At 60.8% G+C, this 24,275-nt stretch carries 24 protein-coding genes; 10 read left to right on the forward strand and 14 right to left on the reverse strand.

Annotation, left to right across the window (positions count from 1 at the left end):
* Positions 1–124: 124 nt before the first annotated feature.
* On the forward strand, positions 125–1,471 hold the full coding sequence (locus C5J24_RS10465) for a dicarboxylate/amino acid:cation symporter (protein WP_371674081.1): 1,347 nt from the start codon (positions 125–127) through the stop codon (positions 1,469–1,471).
* Positions 1,472–1,568: 97 nt separating this feature from the next.
* On the opposite strand, the gene C5J24_RS10470 is transcribed toward C5J24_RS10465, so the two are convergent.
* The 4 genes from C5J24_RS10470 to C5J24_RS10485 all read right to left on the reverse strand — a co-directional run bounded on the left by C5J24_RS10470 (position 1,569) and on the right by C5J24_RS10485 (position 3,579).
* On the reverse strand, positions 1,569–1,790 hold the full coding sequence (locus C5J24_RS10470) for a hypothetical protein (protein ID WP_046605889.1): 222 nt from the start codon (positions 1,788–1,790) through the stop codon (positions 1,569–1,571).
* Between the two features lie 228 nt (positions 1,791–2,018).
* Positions 2,019–3,035 carry a sensor histidine kinase gene (locus C5J24_RS10475; protein ID WP_245446609.1) on the reverse strand — a complete coding sequence of 339 codons (1,017 nt, stop codon included), beginning with the start codon at positions 3,033–3,035 and terminating at the stop codon, positions 2,019–2,021.
* Positions 3,032–3,244, reverse strand: a complete 213-nt coding sequence (locus C5J24_RS10480) for a hypothetical protein (RefSeq protein WP_172723914.1) — start codon at positions 3,242–3,244, stop codon at positions 3,032–3,034. The genes C5J24_RS10475 and C5J24_RS10480 overlap by 4 nt, the downstream gene beginning before the upstream one ends.
* A 125-nt stretch (positions 3,245–3,369) precedes the next feature.
* The gene (locus C5J24_RS10485; protein ID WP_046632143.1) at positions 3,370–3,579 is read right to left on the reverse strand and encodes a cold-shock protein; all 210 of its coding nucleotides are present in this window, start codon (positions 3,577–3,579) and stop codon (positions 3,370–3,372) included.
* A gap of 351 nt (positions 3,580–3,930) precedes the next feature.
* On the opposite strand from C5J24_RS10485, the gene C5J24_RS10490 reads away from it, so the two are divergent.
* From C5J24_RS10490 to C5J24_RS10505, 4 genes are all read left to right on the forward strand, one after another.
* Complete coding sequence (locus C5J24_RS10490; protein ID WP_105417734.1) at positions 3,931–4,539, forward strand: J domain-containing protein; 609 nt, start codon at positions 3,931–3,933, stop codon at positions 4,537–4,539.
* Between the two features lie 188 nt (positions 4,540–4,727).
* The gene (groES, locus tag C5J24_RS10495; protein WP_037079031.1) at positions 4,728–5,024 is read left to right on the forward strand and encodes a co-chaperone GroES; all 297 of its coding nucleotides are present in this window, start codon (positions 4,728–4,730) and stop codon (positions 5,022–5,024) included.
* A 65-nt stretch (positions 5,025–5,089) separates the two neighbouring features.
* Positions 5,090–6,724, forward strand: a complete 1,635-nt coding sequence (gene groL / locus C5J24_RS10500) for a chaperonin GroEL (RefSeq protein WP_046632139.1) — start codon at positions 5,090–5,092, stop codon at positions 6,722–6,724.
* Between the two features lie 172 nt (positions 6,725–6,896).
* Complete coding sequence (locus tag C5J24_RS10505) at positions 6,897–7,160, forward strand: hypothetical protein (protein ID WP_105417736.1); 264 nt, start codon at positions 6,897–6,899, stop codon at positions 7,158–7,160.
* A gap of 115 nt (positions 7,161–7,275) precedes the next feature.
* On the opposite strand, the gene C5J24_RS10510 is transcribed toward C5J24_RS10505, so the two are convergent.
* Positions 7,276–7,578, reverse strand: a complete 303-nt coding sequence (locus tag C5J24_RS10510) for a YkgJ family cysteine cluster protein (protein WP_105417738.1) — start codon at positions 7,576–7,578, stop codon at positions 7,276–7,278.
* A gap of 189 nt (positions 7,579–7,767) precedes the next feature.
* Here C5J24_RS10510 and C5J24_RS10515 point away from each other — a divergent pair, with 189 nt between their 5' ends.
* The gene (locus C5J24_RS10515; protein WP_105417740.1) at positions 7,768–8,733 is read left to right on the forward strand and encodes a magnesium and cobalt transport protein CorA; all 966 of its coding nucleotides are present in this window, start codon (positions 7,768–7,770) and stop codon (positions 8,731–8,733) included.
* Positions 8,734–8,792: 59 nt separating this feature from the next.
* Here C5J24_RS10515 and C5J24_RS10520 read toward each other — a convergent pair whose 3' ends face one another.
* The 3 genes from C5J24_RS10520 to pstS all read right to left on the reverse strand — a co-directional run bounded on the left by C5J24_RS10520 (position 8,793) and on the right by pstS (position 12,854).
* On the reverse strand, positions 8,793–9,815 hold the full coding sequence (locus tag C5J24_RS10520; protein ID WP_105417742.1) for a DUF808 domain-containing protein: 1,023 nt from the start codon (positions 9,813–9,815) through the stop codon (positions 8,793–8,795).
* Positions 9,816–9,935: 120 nt separating this feature from the next.
* Positions 9,936–11,669: a Na/Pi cotransporter family protein gene (locus tag C5J24_RS10525; protein WP_105417744.1), complete on the reverse strand. Its 1,734-nt coding sequence runs from the start codon at positions 11,667–11,669 to the stop codon at positions 9,936–9,938.
* 99 nt (positions 11,670–11,768) lie between these two features.
* The gene (pstS, locus tag C5J24_RS10530; RefSeq protein ID WP_105417746.1) at positions 11,769–12,854 is read right to left on the reverse strand and encodes a phosphate ABC transporter substrate-binding protein PstS; all 1,086 of its coding nucleotides are present in this window, start codon (positions 12,852–12,854) and stop codon (positions 11,769–11,771) included.
* Positions 12,855–13,154: 300 nt separating this feature from the next.
* On the opposite strand from pstS, the gene C5J24_RS10535 reads away from it, so the two are divergent.
* Positions 13,155–13,358 carry a cold-shock protein gene (locus C5J24_RS10535; protein ID WP_037079265.1) on the forward strand — a complete coding sequence of 68 codons (204 nt, stop codon included), beginning with the start codon at positions 13,155–13,157 and terminating at the stop codon, positions 13,356–13,358.
* A 121-nt stretch (positions 13,359–13,479) separates the two neighbouring features.
* Here C5J24_RS10535 and malQ read toward each other — a convergent pair whose 3' ends face one another.
* Positions 13,480–15,396, reverse strand: a complete 1,917-nt coding sequence (gene malQ / locus C5J24_RS10540) for a 4-alpha-glucanotransferase (RefSeq protein ID WP_105417748.1) — start codon at positions 15,394–15,396, stop codon at positions 13,480–13,482.
* Positions 15,397–15,569: 173 nt separating this feature from the next.
* Here malQ and C5J24_RS10545 point away from each other — a divergent pair, with 173 nt between their 5' ends.
* On the forward strand, positions 15,570–16,481 hold the full coding sequence (locus C5J24_RS10545; RefSeq protein ID WP_105417750.1) for an NAD(P)/FAD-dependent oxidoreductase: 912 nt from the start codon (positions 15,570–15,572) through the stop codon (positions 16,479–16,481).
* Between the two features lie 9 nt (positions 16,482–16,490).
* Here C5J24_RS10545 and C5J24_RS10550 read toward each other — a convergent pair whose 3' ends face one another.
* From C5J24_RS10550 to C5J24_RS10570, 5 genes are all read right to left on the reverse strand, one after another.
* Positions 16,491–17,408, reverse strand: a complete 918-nt coding sequence (locus C5J24_RS10550) for an SMP-30/gluconolactonase/LRE family protein (RefSeq protein WP_105417752.1) — start codon at positions 17,406–17,408, stop codon at positions 16,491–16,493.
* A 24-nt stretch (positions 17,409–17,432) separates the two neighbouring features.
* Entirely contained in the window at positions 17,433–18,380 is a 948-nt protein-coding gene (locus C5J24_RS10555; RefSeq protein WP_105402726.1) for an ABC transporter permease, read from the reverse strand.
* The gene (locus C5J24_RS10560) at positions 18,377–19,318 is read right to left on the reverse strand and encodes an ABC transporter permease (protein ID WP_105402725.1); all 942 of its coding nucleotides are present in this window, start codon (positions 19,316–19,318) and stop codon (positions 18,377–18,379) included. The genes C5J24_RS10555 and C5J24_RS10560 overlap by 4 nt, the downstream gene beginning before the upstream one ends.
* On the reverse strand, positions 19,315–20,778 hold the full coding sequence (locus C5J24_RS10565; RefSeq protein ID WP_105417754.1) for a sugar ABC transporter ATP-binding protein: 1,464 nt from the start codon (positions 20,776–20,778) through the stop codon (positions 19,315–19,317). The genes C5J24_RS10560 and C5J24_RS10565 overlap by 4 nt, the downstream gene beginning before the upstream one ends.
* Positions 20,779–20,871: 93 nt before the next feature.
* Positions 20,872–21,888 (reverse strand): ABC transporter substrate-binding protein, encoded by a 1,017-nt coding sequence (locus C5J24_RS10570; protein ID WP_105402723.1) that lies wholly within the window; start codon positions 21,886–21,888, stop codon positions 20,872–20,874.
* Positions 21,889–22,125: 237 nt separating this feature from the next.
* Between C5J24_RS10570 and C5J24_RS10575 the strand changes: the two genes are divergently transcribed.
* Positions 22,126–23,364 (forward strand): GAF domain-containing sensor histidine kinase, encoded by a 1,239-nt coding sequence (locus C5J24_RS10575; protein ID WP_105418395.1) that lies wholly within the window; start codon positions 22,126–22,128, stop codon positions 23,362–23,364.
* Positions 23,361–24,077 carry a response regulator transcription factor gene (locus C5J24_RS10580; RefSeq protein ID WP_105417756.1) on the forward strand — a complete coding sequence of 239 codons (717 nt, stop codon included), beginning with the start codon at positions 23,361–23,363 and terminating at the stop codon, positions 24,075–24,077. Before C5J24_RS10575 ends, C5J24_RS10580 begins: the two co-directional genes overlap by 4 nt.
* Positions 24,078–24,275 lie beyond the last annotated feature (198 nt).

The raw sequence follows: 24,275 nt of genomic DNA on the forward strand, positions 1-24,275 counted from the left end.
ATGGAAAATCAATGGGTTAGGCGTCAGCCACCTCTCTGGCACGCATGTTGCTCCAGCAAAACCAGCAGCACACCTGCCGCAACAGTAACGCCGCCGCCCCGGGAGGCCAATTGGTTGGGGCGCCATGGAGGACATGATGAACGCAACGATCTCCGATGTGCCAACGCACGACAAACTTCCTTTCTACCGCCACCTTTATTTTCAGGTTCTCGTGGCAATTGCCGCCGGCATCCTGCTCGGTCATTTCTACCCGGATGTCGGCGCGTCGCTGAAGCCGCTCGGCGATGCCTTCATCAAGCTGGTGAAGATGATTATCGCGCCGGTGATCTTCCTGACGGTGGCAACCGGTATCGCCGGCATGGCCGACCTGCAGAAGGTCGGGCGTGTCGCGGGCAAGGCGATGATCTACTTTCTGGCCTTTTCGACGCTTGCGCTCGCCGTGGGCCTCCTCGTCTCGAATGTCGTCCAGCCCGGCGCCGGCATGCACATAGATCCGGCCACGCTCGACGCCAAGGCAGTGGCGACCTATACGGCGAAGGCCCATGACGCGACGATCACCGGCTTTCTGATGAACATCATCCCGGACACGATCGTCGGCGCCTTCGCACAGGGCGATATCCTGCAGGTGCTGTTCTTCTCGGTTCTGTTCGGCATCGCCCTTGGCATGGTCGGAGACCGCGGCCGTCCTGTTCTCGACTTCCTGCAGGCATTGACCGCGCCGATCTTCCGTCTCGTGACCATCCTGATGAAGGCGGCCCCGATCGGCGCTTTCGGCGCCATGGCTTTTACCATCGGCAAATACGGCATCGGCTCGATTGCCAACCTTGCCATGCTGATCGGCACTTTCTATCTCACTTCGCTCCTGTTCGTTCTGGTCGTCCTTGGTGCCGTCGCCCGATACAACGGCTTCTCGATCATCGCGCTCATCCGCTACATCAAGGAGGAACTGCTGCTTGTGCTTGGCACTTCCTCGTCGGAAGCGGCGTTGCCCGGCCTGATGGCCAAGATGGAACGCGCCGGCTGCACGCGCTCGGTGGTCGGGCTGGTTATTCCGACCGGCTATTCCTTCAATCTCGACGGCACCAACATCTATATGACGCTTGCCGCGCTCTTCATCGCCCAGGCGACCGACACGCCGATCACACTCGGCGACCAGGTCCTGCTGCTGCTGGTCGCGATGCTGAGCTCGAAAGGAGCTGCAGGCATTACCGGCGCCGGCTTCATCACCCTGGCGGCGACCCTTTCGGTCGTTCCCTCCGTGCCTGTCGCCGGCATGGCGCTGATCCTCGGCATTGATCGTTTCATGTCGGAATGCCGGGCGCTCACGAACCTGATCGGCAATGCGGTCGCGACCGTCGTTGTCGCGCGCTGGGAAAACGAGCTGGACCGGACACAGTTTGCAGCCGCCATGGCAGGCGGCGCCGACGCCGAAAACGCGGTATTGATACCGTCGGGCCAGCCTGCCGAATAATCGCCTGTTTCTATCGCAGCCGAAGAAAGGTCGCTGGCCAGCCGGCGGCCTTTCCCGTTTCCGTAGAACACACGTGTGTCTCGGGATAAGCGCGGCTCTACTCTTCAGGCACGCCTTCGAGCAGACCGTCATACACCTCGATGAGTGCATTGGTGATGGCCTGCCCCAGCGCGTTGCCGGCGACGCGTAGCTCGTCCTCCGTGCCGCTCCGCGAAGCGTTGGCCAGGTCGAAACCCTGTTCGCTGACGATCTGCTTGGCCACTTCGATGGCCCAGAGCCCGAAGTCGCCGCGATTGTCTATCTTGATCGAGTCATCCATCGCGATCTGCCTGTTGCTGAACCTGGCTTCTATATCGCCTCGGCAATGATGGCCAGCATCTATCCGCATAGTATTCAAGCGGCCCGAAAGAAACGGCCCAAGGATTACCAGCTGGTTGGATATTCTGGACAGCCGGCCAAATCGCCGCGTTTCCGCAGCTCATCAATGAAAGGGTCAAATATGAGAAGGCACCGACGCTGCAGTGCAGGCGTGTCCGTTCATTGAAGGCTAGAGCGACAGTCGAACGCCATCGATGCGCAGGGTCACGAGCAACCCTTCCATAGACCATACGTGCTCGAGGGCGCCGCCAAGATGGCCAGCCAGCGTGCGGCGGAGAAGCTTACTCCCATATCCGCCAGGCCCCTCAGGCGCGCTGACTTCGGGCCCCCCTCTCTCCGTCCAGCGAATTTCGACGTTATCCCCAACCATCGTACCCGAGACATCGAGCGTGCCTTCCGACACCGATAGTGCGCCATACTTCAAGGCGTTGGTTGCCAGTTCGTGGACGACGAGCGCCAGACCCGTCGCAGCCGCCTGGCCGACGCCGAGACGCGGAACGGCTACTCTGATTCTTCCGGCAAAAGCTCCATCGTCGTCATAGGGAGCGAGCAAAACGGTAAAGATGTCCCCGAGAAGCGCGGCATCGCCCTGGCCGCTCGGTAACGGCCGAACAAGATCGTGCGCCCGGCCGAGTGCGGTCAGCCGGTTGGTCAGCTGCTTCGTCATGTCTTCGATGGATGCAGAGGATCGTGAGGTAATCAGAGTGAGGCCCGACGCGATGGCAAGCAGGTTCTTGACCCGGTGGCTCATTTCGCCCGCAAGGAGTTCATGGCTTTCTTCGGCCTGCTTGCGCCCCGTGACGTCCAGAAAAATACCCGTCATCGCCCGGTTCTTGATGCCCGCATCACTGCCCTGTCCCCGCGCCGATACCCATCGCACGTCCGATCCGACGAGGATGCGGAAGTCGATCTCGTAAGGGCCGATCACGGCGCGTGTCGCGACAAAGGCTGCCCTCACCCGGTCCCTGTCGGCCGGATGTATTTTCTCGGACAGGTGCTCGAAGGTCAGGGCAACATCGTGCGTGACGTTCCAGAGAGTAAAGCCGTGACCGTCCATAACGAAGCGGTCAGTATCCACGTTCCAGGACCATAGGGCCACGCCCGCCGCATGGATTGCGCTGCGCAATTGCTCCAATCCCCACTCGGGATGTTCGGCGGGGCGACTCTCGGTCACGGCGTTGCTCACACCTGTCTCTGTTTCGCGCGCTTCGCGAGCGCGATGGCGAGCGCTGCATTTCGATCGCGCTCCTCCCTGGCAAGGCGGGCTTCGCGAAGACGCAGGGTCTTCGCCTCCCGTACCTGCGCGACATAATCCAGCTCTTCGACCGCGTGGTCGCGCGCGAAGAACTGCGATTGAACCTGGTCAAAGGCCATTTCGGCCTTGCTGTGCGTCATGACGGCTCCTGTTTGCAAACTATGCATGATCGAAAACAAAAAGGCCGGACATGATGCCCGGCCCTTAAAAAATCAGCTTCCAGCGGTGCCAGTACATCCGTGGTCAAAGCGGAAGCCGCTTTTGGTTAGGCAGCCTGCAGGTTGCAAGCCGACATCTTACCGGACTTTGCGTCGCGTTCGAGTTCGTAGCCGATCTTCTGGCCCTCGACGATTTCCCGCATTCCGGCGCGCTCGACGGCAGAAATGTGTACGAACGCATCAGCGCCGCCGTTGTCAGGCTGAATGAAGCCGAAGCCCTTGGTGGAATTGAACCATTTAACTGTGCCTGTGGTCATGATGATGAACCCTTTCAAAGCAAGATTGAGTGACCCCAGAGCCAAAGCCCTGCGGATGGTGATAGCGATTGATTTTGAAAGGGAAGTTCGTCAGGCGCGCTGCCAATCGCGCGGAAACCAAAGTTCAGCAAGCAAAAGATCGATAAACCGTAAATAGAGGCTATCCGCCCGTGAGTCAACTTTTAGTTTGGACGTCTCGGTGAATTTGCGTCCCGGCACAGCAAAAGGGCTCTCACAGGTGGACCCTCAGCCCGCTCGGCTGGGCGCAGAACTGCCGCAGCAACGGACTGCTCTGTGGTTGGCCTGTCCATACTCCTTGCCTGCTGGCGCAGGACCGCCATATAAGGCGCGATGACGTCTGATTCAAAGATATTTGTCGGCCTACGGTCGATCCGCAAAAAACCGGCTCCGCACCACGAACCCAACCATCCGAAATGCCAGTGGGACGGATGCGAAAAGGGTGGCACTCATCGCGCTCCTGTCGGGCGGGATGCCGAAGGGCTTTATCTGCTGTTCTGTCCTGAGCATGTAAAGGAATATGGCAAAGGTTATAACTTTGCGCCAAACCTCTCCGACCCGTTGATCGCGCGCTATCAGAGGGAAGCGGCAAGCGGCAGCCGCCCGACCTGGGGCACCGGTATCAAAAAAGCCTCGGAGATGCCGCTCCCCTCCATGGCCCGCTCCGGTTCCGCAAAGGCGACGAACGCACGCAAAAGCGCTGCACAACGCCAGGCCGCAAACCTGGATCTTCAGCGACGCAAGCTCAAGGTACTGGAAGCCAAGGCTTTCGAGACGCTTGGCCTTTCACCGGATGCAACGCCGGAGGAGATCAGAAGCCGCTACAAGCAAAGGCTCAAGATGCATCATCCGGACGCGAACCATGGAGAGCGCAACTCGGAGGATCAGCTTCAGGCGTCGATCGACGCCCATAAGATCCTCAAGCTCAATGGCTTCTGCTAGACGTGCGGCAGTGATCCGCTGGCGGTTTCGATGTCGCCCGCCCGTCCCCTGGCGAAGAGAGACAGCGTCGCCGCCGATGCCGGATCACCACCAAGGCACGAATGGCGCTAGCACTCCTGGCATAAGAGTGCTAAGGATATCCGATCGGGAACCCGCCATTGGGCTGCGCTCTCGCTAAGGAACCCAAAATGAACAATACCAATTTTCGGCCGTTGCACGACCGTGTCGTCGTGCGCCGTATCGAGGCTGAAGCCAAGACCAAGGGCGGCATCATCATTCCCGACACCGCCAAGGAAAAACCGCAGGAAGGCGAGATCGTCGCCGTCGGCACCGGCACCCGCGACGAGAGCGGCAAGATCGTTCCCCTCGATGTCAAGGCAGGCGATCGCATCCTGTTCGGCAAGTGGTCCGGCACCGAGATCAAGTTCAATGGCGAAGACCTGTTGATCATGAAGGAAGCAGACGTCATGGGCGTCATCGCCTGATCTTCGGCCGCTTCCTTATTTCCTTTTGACGAAGACCATGGGGCCAACGGCCCGGGAGTTTTTCCATGTCTGCCAAACAGATCAAATTCGGCCGTGATGCACGCGAGAAGCTGCTGCGCGGCGTCGACATTCTCGCCGACGCAGTGAAGGTGACGCTCGGTCCGAAGGGCCGCAACGTCGTGATCGACAAATCCTACGGCGCACCGCGGATCACCAAGGACGGCGTTACCGTCGCCAAGGAGATCGAACTTGACGACAAGTTCGAGAACATGGGTGCCCAGATGGTCCGCGAAGTTGCTTCGAAGACCAACGACATCGCCGGCGACGGCACCACGACCGCGACCGTTCTTGCCCAGGCGATCGTTCGCGAAGGCGGCAAGGCCGTTGCAGCCGGCATGAACCCGATGGACCTGAAGCGCGGCATCGACCTCGCCGTTACCGCCGTCGTGAAGGACCTGCTTGCCAAGGCCAAGAAGATCAACACCTCGGAAGAGATTGCCCAGGTCGGCACCATCTCGGCCAATGGCGAGAAGGAAATAGGCCAGTATATCGCCGACGCGATGCAGAAGGTCGGCAACGAAGGCGTGATTACCGTCGAAGAAGCCAAGACCGCCGAAACCGAACTCGAAGTCGTCGAAGGCATGCAGTTCGACCGCGGCTACCTGTCGCCCTATTTCGTCACCAATGCCGAAAAGATGGTGGCTGAGCTGGAAGATGCCTACGTGCTGCTGCACGAAAAGAAGCTCTCCAACCTGCAGGCCATGCTTCCTATCCTGGAAGCCGTCGTCCAGAGCGGCAAGCCGTTGCTGATCATTTCCGAGGACGTCGAAGGCGAAGCCCTTGCGACGCTCGTCGTCAACAAGCTGCGTGGCGGCCTCAAGATCGCTGCCGTCAAGGCTCCAGGCTTCGGCGATCGCCGCAAGGCCATGCTGGAGGATCTGGCGATCCTGACCGGCGGCACCGTGATCTCGGAAGACCTCGGCATCAAGCTCGAGAACGTCACGCTCGAGATGCTCGGCCGCGCCAAGAAGGTCTCGATCACCAAGGAGAACACCACCGTCGTCGATGGTGCGGGCACCAAGGCGGATATTGACGGGCGCATCGGCCAGATCAAGGCTCAGATCGAGGAAACCACCTCGGACTACGACCGCGAGAAGCTGCAGGAACGTCTGGCCAAGCTGGCCGGCGGCGTTGCCGTGATCCGCGTCGGCGGCTCGACGGAAATCGAAGTCAAGGAAAAGAAGGACCGCATCGACGACGCCCTCAATGCAACGCGTGCAGCAGTCGAAGAAGGCATCGTACCGGGCGGCGGCACCGCCCTGCTTCGCGCCTCGATCGTTCTCGACATCAAGGGCGAGAATGACGATCAGAATGCCGGGATCAGCATCATCCGCAAGGCTTTGCAGTCGCTAGTTCGCCAGATTGCCGAGAATGCCGGTAGCGAAGGCTCGATCGTGGTCGGCAAGATCCTGGAAAGCGATACCGACAATTTCGGTTACAACGCCCAGACTGGCGAATTCGGCGATATGATCACCATGGGCATCGTCGATCCGGTCAAGGTCGTCCGCACGGCTCTGCAGAACGCGGCTTCGGTTGCCGGCCTGCTGGTGACGACGGAAGCCATGATTGCCGACCTGCCCAAGAAGGATGCTGCCGGCGGCGGCATGCCTGACATGGGCGGCATGGGCGGCATGATGTAAACGGGTTCCCATCGGGAACTCGATCACGTCTTCTGCTATGAAGGGCTCCGATCAATCGGGGCCCTTCGTTCGTATATGCAGAAAATCGATCGGCAGCCCTGGTGGCGGCGGACGCGGTCTGGGCCGCAGTTATCTGCCAACCGTTCCGGCTGCAGCATAAGATGAGGGTCAAATGGTTGTATTGAACAGGCCGCGCAGTTCCGAACCCTATCCGGACAGGGATATCGGTTGCCAGGAAGCCCTGGAGCAAGTCTTTCTGCAGCTTGCAAAGGGACTGACGCCGGACGATATCGTGGCGACGGCTGGCGGCAATCTGCCGCCCGTGTTGGCCGGCCTTGCAAAACGCGCCGAAAGCGTCGGCTGGAGCCTGGAAGAAGCGGAAAACGCCATCAGCGAACTGGCTCAGAACCTGCTGGATGACATGTCGCAGATGTAGCTTTTTGGGTGATCCACAACCGATCCCGATAGGAAACGGCCGGTGAGCCACCTGAGACGGCGGTAAATGATCTGCATCCGATCGGCCGGGGACGGGACAGAGATGTCGGCGAACTCTACGCGGAATTCAACGCGAAAGCGTCACGCGCCATCAAGCAGGCATCGTCTCCCGGAACGCATTCGCGACAAACGTCAGGCCTGATCTCGTAGACCATGCAGGATGTGCCGACGCCGACCTGTCCTGACAATGCAGAACAACGGGATCCTTCACAACGCATTCCTCCTTCGTCCGCCGCGACGAAACGTGCCGGCAACAGATCGAGGGCGGCTTCGCTTTCCATGGAGAATCGTGGCCAATCGGCGGAAAACGAACAGCACGCACCGCATGACTGGCAATCAAAATCGTTCGATAAGGTCATAGCCGTCTCATATCACGGCGCCGACCGAAACTCCACAAAGGTGCGCCACACGTGATGATACCTGACCACGATCCGGCAAACCCGGCGGTCGGTGTCGCATAGTCACAAAAGGGTCGTGAGATTGCGGGTATCACAGCGCAGGGCATGCCCCGGAGGGCGCCGCATGATCATAGAAATCCCGGAGGCTGCATGAGCGTCGCTGCATCTTTTCTCTATCGCGGCGGCCGGCGGGTTGAAGCCGTGCCGTTCGACGAGGCGGCGATCCCGGCAATGGACAACGAATTCGTGTGGATCGGGCTGCACAAGCCCACCCGCGACGACCTTTTGACGCTGCAAAGCCGTTTTGGCCTGCACGAACTCTCGATCGCCGACGCACTCAGTCCGCTGCAGATGCCGAAGCTCAGCGTCTATGACGATCAGCTGTTCGTCATCGCGAAGACGGCGCAGCTGGAAGCCGACCATATCACCTATGGGGAAACAGCGATTTTCGTCGGCAAGCGCTATATCATAACGGTCCGCAACGGCTCGGAGCGCGGACATCAAGAGCTGCGCGGCAGGCTGGAAACATCACCGCAGACGCTGTGTCATGGTACGGACTACATCCTGCACGCTATTCTCGATTTCATTATCGACGGCTATCTTCCCATTGTGCGCACGATCGAGGATTCCGTGCTCGACATGGAAAGAAAGATGCTCGATGCGTTTCTGGACCGCAACCAGATCAAGCGCATTTTCAAGCTGCGGCGGGAAATCATCCTGTTCCAGCGGGTGCTGGACGCAATGCTCGACCTTTGCGGAAAACTCTATCACCTCGATTTGCCGTCGCTTGACAGGGAAGCCAAGCCCTATTTCCGGGATGCACTTCAGCACATGCACCGCGTCGAAACGATGGTCGCAAGCTTGCGCGACGTGATCACGTCGGTTTTCGAGGCGAGCAATCTGCTGGAACAGCAAAGACAAGGCACAATCACGCGGCAACTGGCGGCCTGGGCCGCCATTCTCGCCGTTCCGACGGCGATCGCCGGCATATACGGCATGAATTTCGACAATATGCCGGAGCTGAAAACCAGCTACGGGTATTTTGTCGTTTTGGCAGTCATCGCCGTCATGTGCATCGCGCTTTTCATTCGGTTCAAGCGCGCTCGCTGGATCTGACGCCTTCAACGATGCCGCGCCGTCCACCTATCGATCATTGCTGCCGATGAACCCAGCCTTCATTTCTTCTCGTCTGCCAATGCCTCCTTGCGCGGGCGACGCGGCAGGAGTGATTTGAAATATCGCCAGGTCGGCGAGATGACGTAGCCTGCAACCGGGATCGTGACAAAGCCGAGGACAATACCGACGATGCCCGCTCCTGCCGCTTCGACGATCCAGCGCAGCACGGAGGGCAGAACCGGGATCGCATGCGCGGTCACCTCCCCGGCATCATGGATCAGATGCGCAAGGCCACCGAGACCATAAGCCTCGAGCCCGTGAACGATGATGCCGCCGCCGACCCAGATCATCGCGGCCGTTCCCACGATACCCAGCACTTTCAGGAAATAAGGCATACCGGTGACAAGCCCTCGTCCGATGCCGCGCACGAACGACCCTATCGGAGGCGCCGTCTGCGCACCCGCCATCATCAGGCCCAGATCGTCGGCCTTCACGATCAACCCCACGCCACCATAAACCATGGCCGTTATGCTCAATCCCACGACCGCAAGGATAAAGGCCTGCGTGATGACGCTGCCTGACGGCACCGCGGCGAGCGTAATGGCCATGATCTCGGCCGACAGGATGAAATCCGTCTTGATCGCGCCGGCAACCTTCTCGTCTTCGAGCGACTGGGCGCTGAGACTTGCCGTTTCGAGGGCTGTTTCATGGGTGTGAGCGGCATGCGGCAGCAGCATTTCGTAGATTTTCTCCACACCCTCGTAACAGAGGTAGAGTCCACCGATCATCAGCAGCGGCGTGATGGCCTGGGGTGCCGCCAAGCTTAAGACGAGCGCGGCGGGAAGCAGGATCAGAAGCTTGTTCTTCAGCGAACCGAGCGCGATCTTGCCGATGATCGGCAATTCGCGTTCGGCCGAAAATCCGGTCACGTAGCGGGGCGTGACCGCCGCATCGTCGATGACGACGCCTGCCGCTTTCGCGCCGGCCTTGGCCGCCTGTCCGGCGATATCGTCGAGCGAGGCGGCAGCTACCTTCGCCAAGGCCGCAACATCGTCAAGAAGGGCGATCAAGCCAACGCTCATTCGAGCCTCCCGGGGTTAAGAGATTGCGCAGCGGCAACGGGTAGCCGTCATCCCTTAACGCGAGGACGTGGCATCTTCTATCGCGAAGATGCCACGTGCAGATCTTGACGGCAATGTCCGTTACTCGGCGGGCATCGGACTGAAGCCGCCCTCGTTGCTGACGGGACGAGCCTGTTCGTCGCGCTGGCGCGGCACGCGCGACAGGATGCTCTGCCGGTTCACAGACTTGCGCTCCGCATCGATCCGGTGGATCAGGATCTGCGCCCGTTCGATCGAACCGAGCAGCGCAAGGATGGTGCCACGTTCCGCAGCGCCGGCATTGGGTCCGAGCGCCAGCGTGCGGGCACGCAGTTCCTCGACTTCGGGAAGGCTGACATGGCCGGCCGGCATATCCGGACGGGCGACACCGTGATCGGGCATGATTTCCTGTAGGGCAGTGCCCAGCTTGTTCAACGCGACATCGACGATCGCCTGGGCCTGGCTGCTGAACTTTTCACGCCTTACCCGCCGGGCGACCTGATGCATCGATTCCGTCAGGGCCGCGGTAAAATCCGCCTCCTCGATCAAGCTTGCCACGAGATCGAGCTGCTCGTAGGGCAAGTCCTCCTTCATCAGCGATGCGGTATAGTCGCGAATATCGCGGCTGAGGATATCGGTGGCGAGATAGTGTTCGCCCGGATCGGAGGGTGCCGACTTGGCGGAACGGGCGATGTCCAGAAACATGGCGCCGGCCTGAAGATGCCGAGCGGTTTCCTTCTGCACTGCCGGAACCGCAAGGGCAAAGTTGCCGGCAAGCTTGCGGTCGAGAAATTTCGGTGTCGAATAATCCTCCGCATCCTCGGAATCCGTGCGTCCGATCCGCGACAGGACCCGGTCGAACACGCCGACGAAGGGAAACAGCAGCGCCGTGTTGAAGACGTTGAAGAACGTGGAATAGAGACCGACGGCCACGGGAACCAGCGGAAACGTTTCCTTGCCCTCGATCACGACGGCGACACCCGGATCGCCGCCGAACCATTGCATCGCCCATGCCAGCACATCGATCGAGACGAAGAACAACGGTACGGTGATGCAGACGCCGATAATGTTGAAGGACATATGCGCGTAGGCGGCGCGCTTGGCATTCTTCGAAAGATTGAGAGAGGCGATCCACGAGGTGATCGTGGTCCCCAGATCGGCACCCAGCGAGAAGGCAACCGCCGTCGTCCAATCGAGGACGCCGGCCGCGCCGAGACCCATGACGATCCCGATCGTCGCGGACGAGGAATGGATCATCGCGGTGACGCCGGCGGCGATCAGTACGCATTTGATCAGGTTATAATAGGAGTCCGCCGTCAACGTCGACAGAACGGCCATGACCTCGGGTATGTTGCGGAGCGGGCGAAGGCCTCCCGTCATCAGATTGAGGCCATAAAAGATCAGCGCGAAACCCATGCAGGCCAGTGCGATGTTGCGCACCTTCTCGCTCTTGGCAAAACAATAGACCAGCGAGAACGTGCCGGCGAAGATCAGACCGAGTGGACCAAGCGGCAGGGCGATCAGGCCGTTTCCAAGGGTCGTGCCGATGTTGGCACCCATGATGACGCTGATGGCCGGCCGCAGGCCGACGACGCCTGCGTTGACCAGGCCGACGACCATGACAGTCATGGCCGTTGAGGATTGAATGACGCCGGTGATGACCGTACCGGCAATTACGCCCTTGATCGGCGTACCCGCAGCCTTGGCGAGGAACGCCCGCATCTTGTTGACGGAGAGTGCCTGGATGCCGTTCGACATGAACTCGAGACCGAGCATGAAAATACCGAGGCCGCCGATGACGGGAACCAGGATATCCTTAAAGATATCAATATTCATAACGCCTAACCCCTTTTGACGCCGTGGCGGCACGATGCAATGAGACCTTTCGCAACCGGCCGAGCCGGTAGTGAAAAACCTGGCTACGAAAGCACCAGCCTATTGGCTGGCGGCAGTGTCCTTCTTCAGCCAGTACTTGACGATCTGGCTGACCATTTGCGGCGTCACGGGCACGTAGCCCAGCGCCTCGGCGTCCTTGCCACCGTTTTCGAATGCGAGGCGGAAGAAGTCTTGAACCCGCCCGAACCTGTGCGGTCCTATTTTCCTGGAAACGACTGCGAACGTTGCCCCGGCGATCGGATAGGCGCCTTCCGCCGGCTGGTCGGTCAACGACACGGCGAAATCTTTCGCTTCATCCCAGGAAGCCGCGCTTGCGGCGGCCCGCACACCTTCCGGCCCCGGCTTCACGAACTTGCCCGCCTTGTTGCCGATCGCCGCATAGGGAAGATTTGCCCGTTTCACCTGGCCAAAGTCGGCATAAGCGATGGCGCCCTTGGTCGCCTGCACGGCGCGTATGAGATCCTGGGTGCCCTCGACGGAGGCTCCGACGGGCCACTTGATCAGGATATCCGCGCCATGGGTCGCCTTCCATTCCGGGCTAACGGACGACAGATACTCCGTGAAGATGAAGGTGGTACCCGAGCCGTCCTTGCGTGTGACGGCGCTAATCGCCAGGTCGGGAAGCGCGATATCGGGGTTTACGGCCTTGATCGCAGGATCTGCCCAGGACTTGATCCTTCCCAAATAGATGTCGGCAAGAACAGGTCCGGTAAGGTTGATCCCGCTTTTCTCGATCCCGTCGAGATTGACGGCAATAGCCACGCTGCCGAGCACGATCGGAAACTGCTGACGGCCATGCTTTGCCAGTTCCTCATGCGAAACGGGCACATCTGATGCGGCAAAGTCGAGTTCCGGCTGGTCGAGGCGCATCAGGCCCGCCAGGGAGCCCACCAGCTCATAGTCGACCGTCCAGTCCGGCGAACTGAAATCGCCGTCGTCCATGCGCGCCTTCTCGTAGTTCTCGGCCCATCTGGCGATGATCGGGGCAGCAAAGGTCGATCCAGCCCCGCGGATCGGATCGGCCATGACCACTGTTGGGCAAAGCACCAGAGCGATAGCGATGAGACCGCAAAGATGGGCCGTGGCCGCACTCAGTCCCCGCATCTGTCGAAAGAAACGTTCCATCGGTTATTCCCCTCGTGGCCGTTATCTGCGTCCGACCGAATGGCCCGACGGCCGGACATAATCATTCCGCGGCGAGTTGCCCCGCCCTATGCACCATCCAAAAAGATATCCTGGGAATTTAGGTATTTACCTTTGTTAACATCCTGATGACGGCTCACATCCGACAACCTCGGCCTAGTGGCCAAGCACCCAACAAAGCCCCTCTGCTTAACAACGAGGGCGCTCACGCCTTGAAAGCGGGAAGAATGCGCTATAGGCTCTCGCTCGCGGCAATGGCCGTGCAAAAAATCAGGAGCCTTCATGCCTACCGGTACTGTCAAATTTTTCAACGAAGACAAAGGGTTTGGCTTCATCACGCCCGAGAATGGTGGAGCGGATGTGTTTGTGCATGTCTCTGCACTGGAACGAGGCGGATCTTTGAGAGAGGGACAAAAGGTAAGCTATGAGCTAGGCCAGGACCGCAAGACCGGAAAATCAAAAGCCGAAAACGTCAGCGCCCTTTAATCGGCAATGCGCGTTTAGACTACAAAACAGGGTCGAGCCGAAAAGGCGAAACCAGTGAGATGCCGGCGCATCAATTGACAATCGCCGGCCTCTCCCACCTTTCATCGTGATCGTCTTCCCCTCATCTCCGGATCGATTGCGTACGCACCTGTACCTGGCCGGATCGACCTGCGCGTGTAGGGCGACGTTGCTCGCCGACCGCGACGATGATGGGATGGGTATCGGCCAGCCTCGCCAGTTCCTCGACGGTTATCGATAGTTTGGGTCTCCAGTTCGGGTAGGTGTCACTGGTCCCTGGCACGTTGGTGGGCTGTTTTTCGTCCGTCACATCGGCCAATCGCACGGCCACGAGCAACGAAGGCGTCTTGGCGATGAAGCGGTGCGCCATGACCGCCAGTGCCGGAATGTCATTCTCGCGTGCCGTCGTTTCGCTCATCGACGCGACTGGGAGTCCGGCCGTCTTGAATGCCCGCAGAACCTGTCGTCGTTCCCGCTTCCGGTCCCTGATCTGCTGGCGGCCAGCATCGCCGGAAACGAGCCCGTGGCTGATGCGCATCTCGACGTCTACCGCCTTCCACCATCCGGCAAATGTCTGGTGATCATGGGTCGACACACAGGCAAGCGCAAGGGACGGATAATCCTCGGGCAGCTTGAACCCACTCTTGGTCTGCTCATAGGAGATTATCCGATAGGAGAGAATATTTGCCGCTGCCAATTGGGCTTGCAAGCCCTTCGGCAGGTTACCGAGGTCCTCTCCGATCACCACGCAGCGGTATCTCTTGGACAAGGCCGCCAACGTGGCGATCAACGACCGCTGAGGGTAGCCGACATAGGCTCCCTGGTCGGGTCCGTCCTCCGCGGGCACCAGAAATAGCCGGCGCAGGGCGGCGGCGTGATCGATGCGGACAGCACCGGCATATCGCATGACCGCGGACATCAGCTTTTCGAACGGTGACGGCTCGCCTTCGGCAATCGCCGAGGGATGAAACGCCGCCAGCTGCCAGTCCTGCCCACCGGCGGCCATCGGGTCCGGTGGGCTGCCGATGCTCGCTCCCTGGACATAAATCTGGCGGTTGCTCCAGGTCCCGGAGCCATCGAGCGCTTCGCCAACCGCGACATCGAGGTACAGCCCTATACGCATCCCCAGTTCCTGCGCGTGATCGGCAGCCTCCGAGAGCTGCCGATGCGCCAGCCATTGAAGCCATATGTGAAACGCGACCTCGTCAGCGTGTTCTTCTTCGAAGCGCGACACGGCCTCGCTTTTCGGATCACGGTATTGTTCCGGCCAGCGGTGCCAGCCCGCCTCTCCGCCCGAAACGACCTGGGCCTCGGAAATGGCTTCGAACAGCGCATGAAGGCGGAGATCGTCGCCGCCGTCGCGACGGAACTGCAAGAATTCGCGAGCGGCGGCGCTCTTTTCACTTCGCAAATCCCGCGAACTCCGCCAGATTTTGCGCAGAACATCGAGCTTCATGCGCGCCACCCGTCGGTAATTCACCAAGGGCAGGAGCCGTAATTGCGCGATCTCGTCCTGCACTTGCCGGGACGCGGCAAAACCCTCGACCCCGTCAACGGCGATATAGAGCGGATTGAGGAAACGACGGTTGGAAGGCTCATAGGGGCTGCATCGGTCGGGTGCGGCAAGGAAAGGGGCGTGGAGAGGATTGAGTCCGACAAAGTCGGCCCCCCAGGCCCTTGCCAGACCGACGACCGACCGGAGGTCGGCGAAATCGCCGATCCCCCAGTTCCGTCCCGACCTCAGTTCGTAAAGCTGGCACGACAGCCCCCAGACGCGATCGGTGCGCGCGAAATCCGGGAGGAAGCATTTCGGGAGATGGGAAACGAGCTCACGGGACTGGGTAGCCGGAAGCGCCTTCAATGCCGACAGGATTTTGTGCCGACCGGTCTCCGAGACCGGCACCTCCTCGCCGCTTGGCGAGGGCCGTTTTGCCTCCACCCCGTATTGGTTCGCGAGCTCATCCTGTTCCTTCGGGGCCTTCGATCCGCCTCTTCTCATCGGACTGACTTCCAATGCCATGATCCCTCGATCTGATCCATCGCGTTCCCTTTCTCCCAGCTCTCGTGCAGATCACGAAGCAAGAGCCATGGAACTATCGCGGCGCCCAGGTGTTCCGGCGGGCGAGCGAATAACGGGCTGGCCCGTGCCGCGGAACTGGAAAACGCCGATGGGTGAGTGCTTGAGCATCCTTGATGTTTTATGATTGCGCGGTCATCGGCGGTGGTCCGGCGGGGCTGACCGCCGCCATTTATCTTGCCCGTTTCCATCTCAAGGTGATCGTGCTCGATGATCGGCGCGGACGAGCGGTCACGATCCCGATGACCCGCAACCACGCCGGTTATCCGGACGGGATATCCGGATGGGAGCTGGTCGAACGGATGCGAAGTCAGGCTACGCGCTATGGCGCAGAGTTTCTCTCGACGGAAGTCCTAGCTTTGGAGAAGAGCACAGACGGCTTTGTCGTCTCAAGCAAAAGTCAGGTCATCGAGGCTAAAACGGCTCTTCTGGCAACAGGTGTCATCAATCACAGACCGCCTATGCCCGTTCACATGCACGATGAGGCCCTAGCCAAAGGCTTCATTCGCTATTGCCCTGTTTGCGATGGTTTCGAGGTCACGGATCAGGCCGTCGGAGTTATCGGAACCGGCGAACACGGTTTCAGGGAGGCGCTGTTTCTCCGGAGCTATACCACGGATGTTTCCCTGATCTCGCTTGATGATCGTCATAACCTGTCGGAAAACCAGACGGAGGTCCTGATGCGGCACGGCATCAAGATAGTGACCGGCCCCGTCAAAGCTTTCGCTTTGCACGCCGATTCAATCACCGTCGAAGTCCCGGTCGGAGCGCTGAGCTATTCGGCCGTCTATCCGGCATTGGGCACCGAGGTGCGCTCGGGCCTTGCGAGATCGCTGGGGGCGGACTGTAGCGAAGAAGGGTGTGTTGAGGTGGACCGCCATCAGCGAACCACCGTAAGCGGCCTCTACGCAGCCGGAGACGTCGTGCCGGGCCTGGACCAGATCAGCCATGCCATGGGTCAGGCTTCTGTCGCTGCGACAGCTATCCGGAACGACCTGTCCGTGCAAAATCCCTTACTCCGTTCCTGAGCGGCGCAATCAGCCCAATGCCGCGCCGTTGGTCGCCACGAATATGGAATAGAGCGATTTGGTGGCGGTGATGAAAAGCCGGTTCCTGCGCGGGCCGCCGAAGGTGAGGTTCGCAACCGTCTGCGGCACGAGGATCTTGCCGAGCAGCATTCCGTCGGGCGAGAAGCAATGCACGCCGTCGCCGGCGCTCGTCCAGACATTTCCCTTCACATCGACACGGAAACCATCCGGCAGGCCATTGTCCAGGCTGCAGAAAATCCGGTCATTGGAAAGACGCCTGCCGTCGACGACATCGAACACCCGGATGTGCCGCGGCGCCTTGATGTCGTGGCTGGAGGCGGAGTCGGCGACATAGAGTCTTGTTTCGTCCGGTGAGAAGGCAAGGCCGTTCGGCTGCCCGAAATCGGTGACGGCCGCCTCAAGGTCGCCGCTCACCGGATCGAGGCGGTAGACGTTACGTGTATCCTGCTCCGGCTCGGCCCGGTAACCTTCGTAGTCGGACTTGATGCCGTAGGTCGGATCGGTGAACCAGACGCTGCCGTCCGAGCGCACGATGACGTCGTTGGGCGAATTGAGGCGCTTGCCCTGGTAGCGGTCGGCCAGAATAGTGATCGAACCGTCGATCTCGGTACGTGTCACGCGTCTGCCGCCGTGCTCGCAGGAAACCAGCCGGCCCTGACGGTCGCGCGTATTGCCGTTGACGAAATTCGATGGCGAGCGGAACACCGAAACACCGCCGTCCGGCGCCCAGCGCATCATGCGCTGGTTCGGGATGTCGCTCCAGATCAGGCAATTCAGGTCCGCGAACCAGACCGGTCCCTCAGCCCAGCGGCAGTCGGAATAAAGTTCCTCGAGTGCTGCGCTGCCGACGATCAGCTGCCGGAAGGCCTCGTCGTGGATCTCGTAGATGGAGGTTTTCTGCGGCATGGGAATGTGTCCGATTGGAGTTGTTCATCGGTTGGCTTGACGGCCGCCGGCGATGAGAATGACGGCGATGATGATGAGGCCGGTGAGGATGAGGCGGAACCCGGCGCCGAAGCCATAGGTGTTGAGCATCGACACGACAAGGAACATGAAGAGCGAGGCGCCCCATATGCCCGGAATGTTGGAATTGCCGCCCGCGACGGCAGTACCGCCAATCACGACGACGGCAATCGACGTGAGCAGGTATTCGGAACCCATATTGAGTGCAGCACCTCCGGAGAAGCTCGCAAGCAGGTAGCCGCAGATCGAGGCGAGGACGGCGCAAAGAATGTAGGTGACGAGCCGCGTGCCATCGACCGGGATCCCCGTCATGCGGGCAGCAAACGTGCTTTGGCCGATCGCCGAGATCCACCGGCCATAGATCGTCTTTTCGAGCAGCACCCAAGCGATGACGGAGAGGATGAGCGCGACGATGGCGATGTTGGGGACGCCGAACAGGTTGGATGTGGTGAAGATCGCCAATATCTCCGGGGGCTTGATGCGCAGGCCGCGGTTCGTCCAGATCGCCGTCGACTGGATGATGAAGCTCATGGACAGCGTCGCGATGATCGGCGGAATGCGCAGCAGCTTGATAAGCACGTAGTTGCCGATACCGATCCCGAAGCCTAGCAGGATCGAAACCAGCAGGCCGACGACGATCATGCCGTCCTCAACGTCCATCAGCTTCAGCGCCAGCGTGCCCGAAAGCGTCATCGTGGCGGGCACGGAGAGGTCGATATTGCCGGGGCCGAGCGTGATGACGAACATCTGGCCAAGCCCGACGATGACGGAGAAGGCCGCGAAAGTGAGAGCCGCCTGCGACAGGCCGAGCGAGCTTGCTCCGCCGGTGAAGAGGACGGTGACGATCCAGACGGCAATCGTGGCCGCGAAAGACCAGATCCAGGGTTTGGAGAAGAGAAGGCGTGCGCCGTTCATCGGCTCTTCTCCCGCTTTTCCAGCCGGTTGAGGAGGAGGCGCAGCCCCAGCACGACGATGAGGATCGCTCCCTGAGCGCCGATCTGCCAGTCGGGGGGAATGCGCATGAAGGACAGGAACGAACCGGCGAGCGTCAGGGTCAACGCCCCGATGACGGCGCCGATCGGCGAGACCTTGCCGCCGACGAACTCGCCGCCGCCGAGGATGACACCCGCGATCGACAGCAACGTATAGCGCAGAGCGATATTGGCGTCAGCCGAAGTCGTGAGGCCGACGAGCGCGATGCCGGACAGCACAGCGAAGAAACCGGCCAGCGCATAGGTTCCCGCACGGATGCGGATGACCGACCAACCGGCGCGTTCGACCGAGCGGACGTTTCCGCCGACGCCGCGGATCAGCACCCCGACGGAGGAGCGCATGATGACGAAATGGGTGACCAGCGCGATGACGATGCTGGCAACGATCGCCATCGGCACAAAGGGTGGCCGGGAGGTCATCAGCCAGCGAGCCCAGCCCGGAGCTTCGCCGCCCGGAGACGGCAGCATGAGGACCGCGAGCCCGCCCCAGACGAAGCTCATACCGAGGGTCACGACGATCGAGGGCAATTCTCGAACGTGGATGACAACGCCGATCACGGCGTAGGCCGCAATAGCGCCAAGGAAAATCAGCACTCCGATCGCCGGGGAGGCCTGCAGGAACGTCGCCGTCACGCAGGCGCAGAAGCTGACGAAGGCGCCCATCGACAGGTCGAGGTCGTTGACCGCCATGATAAGCATCTGCGCCACCGTCGCGAGTGCGATCGGCACGGCGAGATTGAAGAGCAGGTTCAGGCCGGTATAGCTCATGGCGCGCGGCTGCATGTAGAAGACGGCGGCGAGCAGCAGTGCCAGCGACGCGGCAGGGATGACAAGGCGGATCGTGCCGGTGGATATCCTCATGCCGCTTCGCCTCCGCTAAAGGAGGCTTCAAGCACATTCTTCTCGGTGATCTCGTCGCCTGCGAGCTCGGCGACGATCGCTCCTTCCCGGAAGACATAGACCCGGTCGCAAAGACGTATCTCGTCCATTTCGGTCGAATACCAGATGAAGGTGCGGCCGCTTGCCGCTTCAGAGCGGAGGATGCCATACACTTCCTGCTTGGTGCCGACATCGACGCCGCGCATCGGATCGTCCATCAGCACGATCCTCGCGCTCGTCGCCAATGCGCGGGCGAACAGCACTTTCTGCTGGTTGCCGCCGGAGAGCGACAGGATGCGGTTTTTCATTTCCGGCGTGCGGATCTCGATGCGCTTCTTCCAGCCGTCGCCGAGCGCGCCTTCGCGGTCATGGTCGACGATGGTCCGGGAGGAAAAATCGCCGAGCGAGGCGATGCTGAGGTTCTTCAGGATGCTCCAGAGCGGGAATATGCCGTTCAGGCTGCGGTCGCCGGCGACGAAGGCGATCTCCTTCCGGCTGGCCGGCCACCAGTTGCTGTTGCGGGAAAGATAGAGGTCGAGAAGCGTTTCCGTCTGGCCATGGCCTCCGAGACCGGCAAGGCCGATCATCTCGCCGCGATGGGCTTCGAAGGCAAGGCCGTGACCCCGTCGCGCGGGCATGGCAAGCACCGGCGCGCCGTTGCGTTTGTCGCCCGTGCGCTGCCATTCCTTTTCGCGCGCCACATTGCCCATCGCTTCGACGAGGCTGCGTTTGCTGAACTCCGAGGCGGAGCGGTCGGCGACGACCCGGCCATCCTTCATCACCACGATGCGGTCCGAGGTGGAGAGGATTTCGCCAAGGATGTGCGAGATCAACAGGACCGCGCCCCCCTTGCCGACGAACCTCCGGATATAGGCCATCAGCTGCGCTGCCAGCCCTGCGTCGAGCGAGGATGTCGGTTCGTCGAGAATGACGAGTTTCGGCTTCCGGTTCAGCCCGGCGAAACTGACGGCGATCTCGACCATCTGTCGCTCGGCGATCGAAAGGTCGTCGACCGTGCTGTCGCAGTCGATGCCGTGGCCGGGGAAAATATCCTGCAATTGCAGTCTGACGAGGACGCCCGCCCTGCTGCGCCAGTTCCAGCCGGCGAGTTCCGCGTGCATGATGCGGGCGTTCTCATTGACGGTCAGGTTGGGACAAAGCGACAGTTCCTGGAAGACGCAGCGAACGCCATTGGCTCGCGCGGTCGAAATGCCGTGCTGGGTGCTGACGCCGCCATAGCTGATTTCGCCAGCATGCGGGTTCAGGCCGCCGTTGATGACGTTGACGATCGTGGATTTGCCGGCGCCGTTATGTCCGACCAATCCGACGCATTCGCCGGCATGGATGACAAGGTCGGCGCCGTCCAGTGCCTTCACGGCGCCGAAGGTTACCTTGATGCCGCGGGCGGCAACGACCTCTTGTCTTGTTGTCACTTCATTCATGCGAAACACGTCGTCGACAGTTCGGGGGGCGGCCGGGCACGGATCGGGACACGGCGCGCAACGGCGCCGCATCCTGTCTTGGGGAGGATCAGCTTACTTGGCTGCGCTGATGACTTTCTGGGCGTCTTCCAGCGAATACTCGACGTTGGCGACGCCACCCTTCTGGGTGCCGGCGAGATTGGTTTCGAGATTGCCCTGGTCGATGCGCAGGAAGGGCACCACAAGGTCCTTCTTGACCTGCTTGCCGTCGAGGATCTGCTGGGCCACCCAGAAGGCGAGCGTCGAAACGCCGGGAGCGATGGAGACGGACATCGTCTCGTAGCCGTTCTTGTCCTTCTGCTGTTTCCACCAGACGAGTTCGTCCTCGCGGTTGCCCATGACGATGGTTGGAGTGGGACGATTGGCGGCGGCGAACGCCTGGGCCGCGCCATAGCCGTCGCCGCCCTGGGTTACGACGGCGGTGATTTCCGGAAGGCTCGGAAGGATGCCAGCGACAGCGCGCTGCGCGACGTCCTGCGCCCAGTCGCCGTTGACGGCACCGACGACCTTGAACTGCGGGTTTTTCCGGACGCCAGCCTGGATGCCCGCATGGATTTCGTCATCGACCGAAACCCCTGCAAGACCGCGAATCTCGAGCAGGTTCCCACCCTTCGGCAGCTTCTTGGCGAGATATTCGACCTGGCTTTCGCCCATCGCCTTGAAATCCACCGCGATGCGCCAGGCGCACGGCTCGGTCACGATGCCGTCGAAGGACACGACGGTGATGCCGGCGTTACAGGCTTCCTTGACGGCGCCATTGAGCGCGGTCGGCGACGCTGCGTTGATGACGATCGCGTCATAGCCCTGCAGGATCATGTTCTGGATCTGGGCGGCCTGCTCGGTCGCCTGGTTCTCGGCCGTCGTGAACGGATCGGCGGCAGCGACGATCTTCTTGGAGACGGCTTCCTTGGTGATCTTGTCCCAGCTTGTCAGCATGGCCTGACGCCAGGAATTGCCGGCATAATTGTTGGAAAGGGCGATCTTTTTGCCCGAAGTATCGGCCAGGGCGGAGACCGGCCCGGCAACGCATGCGATAGCGACAGATGCGAAAAGCATCTTCCTGATGATCATGATTTCCTCCCTAGAGTTCTCGACGGGTTCTTCGGGCCGCTCCTCAACGGTTGTCCGAAGATAGTGATTGCGCTGAGCCCCGTTTGCTCAGTAAAGCGAGCATGGAGGAGAAATCAGATGTTGTATAGGCGCATACAAGCAACCTCTCTGCGGGTATTCGCGCAAAATTTGCGGGTTCCCGCAAGACAAGAGCAGCAGCGAGGCGTCTAATAATTGGAGGACTGGAGGATGTCCGTCATGCTCAATCCGGCGCCAAATGCGTTATTTGACCGCTATCTCGGAATTTCCCGGCTGCTGGCAGGCCAGCTCGATTTCAATTCGATCATCCAGGCGGTGGCGGCTGAGATCAGCCATATCATTCCGCACGATCATCTCGACGTATGCATCAAGATGCTGGACGGGAAATACCACATCGCCTACGAGAGCGGGCTTGCGACCGCCTGGAGCCAGCAACCCCCGGCGCTGCTGACCGGCAGCCCGATCCGTACGCTCCTGTCCGGCGAGGTGGATTTCCTGCTTTCACCGGATGCTTGTGCCGATCCGCGCTTTCATTTCGACGGGGCGTTTTCGAGCCCGATAATCGAACTGTCCCTGAGAAGCCGGCTACATGTGCCGCTCAAGGTCCAGGGTGATATCATCGGCGCCCTGAGCTGCTCCAGCCATCAGCACGACAAGTACTCGATGGAGGATGTCGAGAACGCCCGCTCGATCGCCGACCTTTTGGCACCTTATTTCTTTGCGCTGAGGGCTGCCGAACAGGCCAAACGCTCGGCGATCGTCGAGACGGAGGCCCGCGCCCGCGAAGAGGGATTGCGGCTGGGTGCGCTAAAGCTGACCGAGGCGCTGGAGGCCGAACGGCAGCGGATCGGCATGGACCTTCACGACCAGACGCTCGCCGACCTGACACGGCTCGCGCGGCGCATGGAGCGGCTTTCAGGACTTCCGGACTTGCATGGGGATGCTCTCGAACCGCTCTGCCGCACCCTCCAGCAGTGCATGCACGACCTTCGCCAGATCATCGAGGAGGCCAAGCCGACCGTGCTGCAGCTTTTCGGCGTGGCGGAGGCGATCGAGAACCACCTGGAACGCTCAGTACGGGAAAGCGGCCTGCCCGTCGTCTGGCGGATGGTCGACGAGACGGGTGGAGCGTTGCTCGACCTCGACAGGACCGTGGCGACCGCGCTGTTCCGCATTGTCCAGGAAGCGGTCAACAACGCGATCCGTCATGGACAACCGAAGACGATCCTGGTGCATATGCGTATCCAGGGCGACGCACTGTCGATCGAGATCAGCGACGACGGGAGCGGCCTGCGCAACACCCGCGACAAGGCGGGGCACGGGATAGGCAATATGAAGACGCGAGCGCGACTGATCTCGGCAAAATTCGAGATCGGCGCCAATCCCGGCGGGCGCGGCACGACGGCCAAGGTCATGCTGTCGATGGAACGCCGGCATGTTGCGGAGAGGTTGGCATGAAAGTCTTGATCATTGAGGACGATCCGCTGCACCGGTCCTACCTGCACGAGGCGGTGCGGGCCGCATTGCCGGAATGCGACACGGTCCTGGAGGCGGAAAACGGCCATGCCGGTGAGGTGCAGGCGCGCCAATCCCGGGCCGAGCACGTGGTCATGGATCTGCAGATGAGCGAGCGCAACGGCATCGAGGCGGCCCGTACCATCTGGCGCGAACGGCCGGATACCAAGATTCTATTCTGGTCGAACTATTCCGATGAGGCCTATGTGCGTGGCGTGGCGCGTATCGTTCCGGAAGGTGCGACATACGGATACGTGCTGAAATCCACCTCCGATGAGCGATTGAAGCTCGCATTGCGCGGCGTCTTCATTGAATCGCAATGTGTTATCGACCGCGAGGTCCGGGGCATCCAGCAGAAAAGCCTCGGTACTGCGCATGGCTTGAGCGACGCGGAATACGAAATCCTGGTGGATGTGGCGCTCGGCCTGACCGACAAGGCGATAGCCCAGCGGAAAAAGCTCTCGTTGCGAAGCGTCCAGAACCGCCTTCAGCAGCTCTATGAAAAACTGGACCTCTACGAGGAGCCCGGCAATGGGCCAGAGGGCTGGTACAATCTTCGCATGCGCGCGGTCGCCGTCGCCCTGCTCCGCAAGGTACTGAATGCCAGCGCGCTCGAAAGAGGCGAGCGGGAATTGCGCAGCGCGCGCGGGAATTAGGCAACGGGGCTGAATTGTCTATCACAGCACGGCAGTTCTGCGATCAACCGATTCCGCGTCGTGAGCGGATCGGCACGTTTGCTCCTGCACGACCAGGCGTGAACTCTCTACATGGTGAACCGCCTCGAGAGAAAAATCAGGAGGACAAGCGGCCCTCCAAGAAGGGCCGCCATCATGATGGCGGATAGAAGAAACCTG

It is taken from the genome of Neorhizobium sp. T25_27 (assembly GCF_002968565.1).
Lineage (GTDB): Bacteria > Pseudomonadota > Alphaproteobacteria > Rhizobiales > Rhizobiaceae > Neorhizobium > Neorhizobium tomejilense.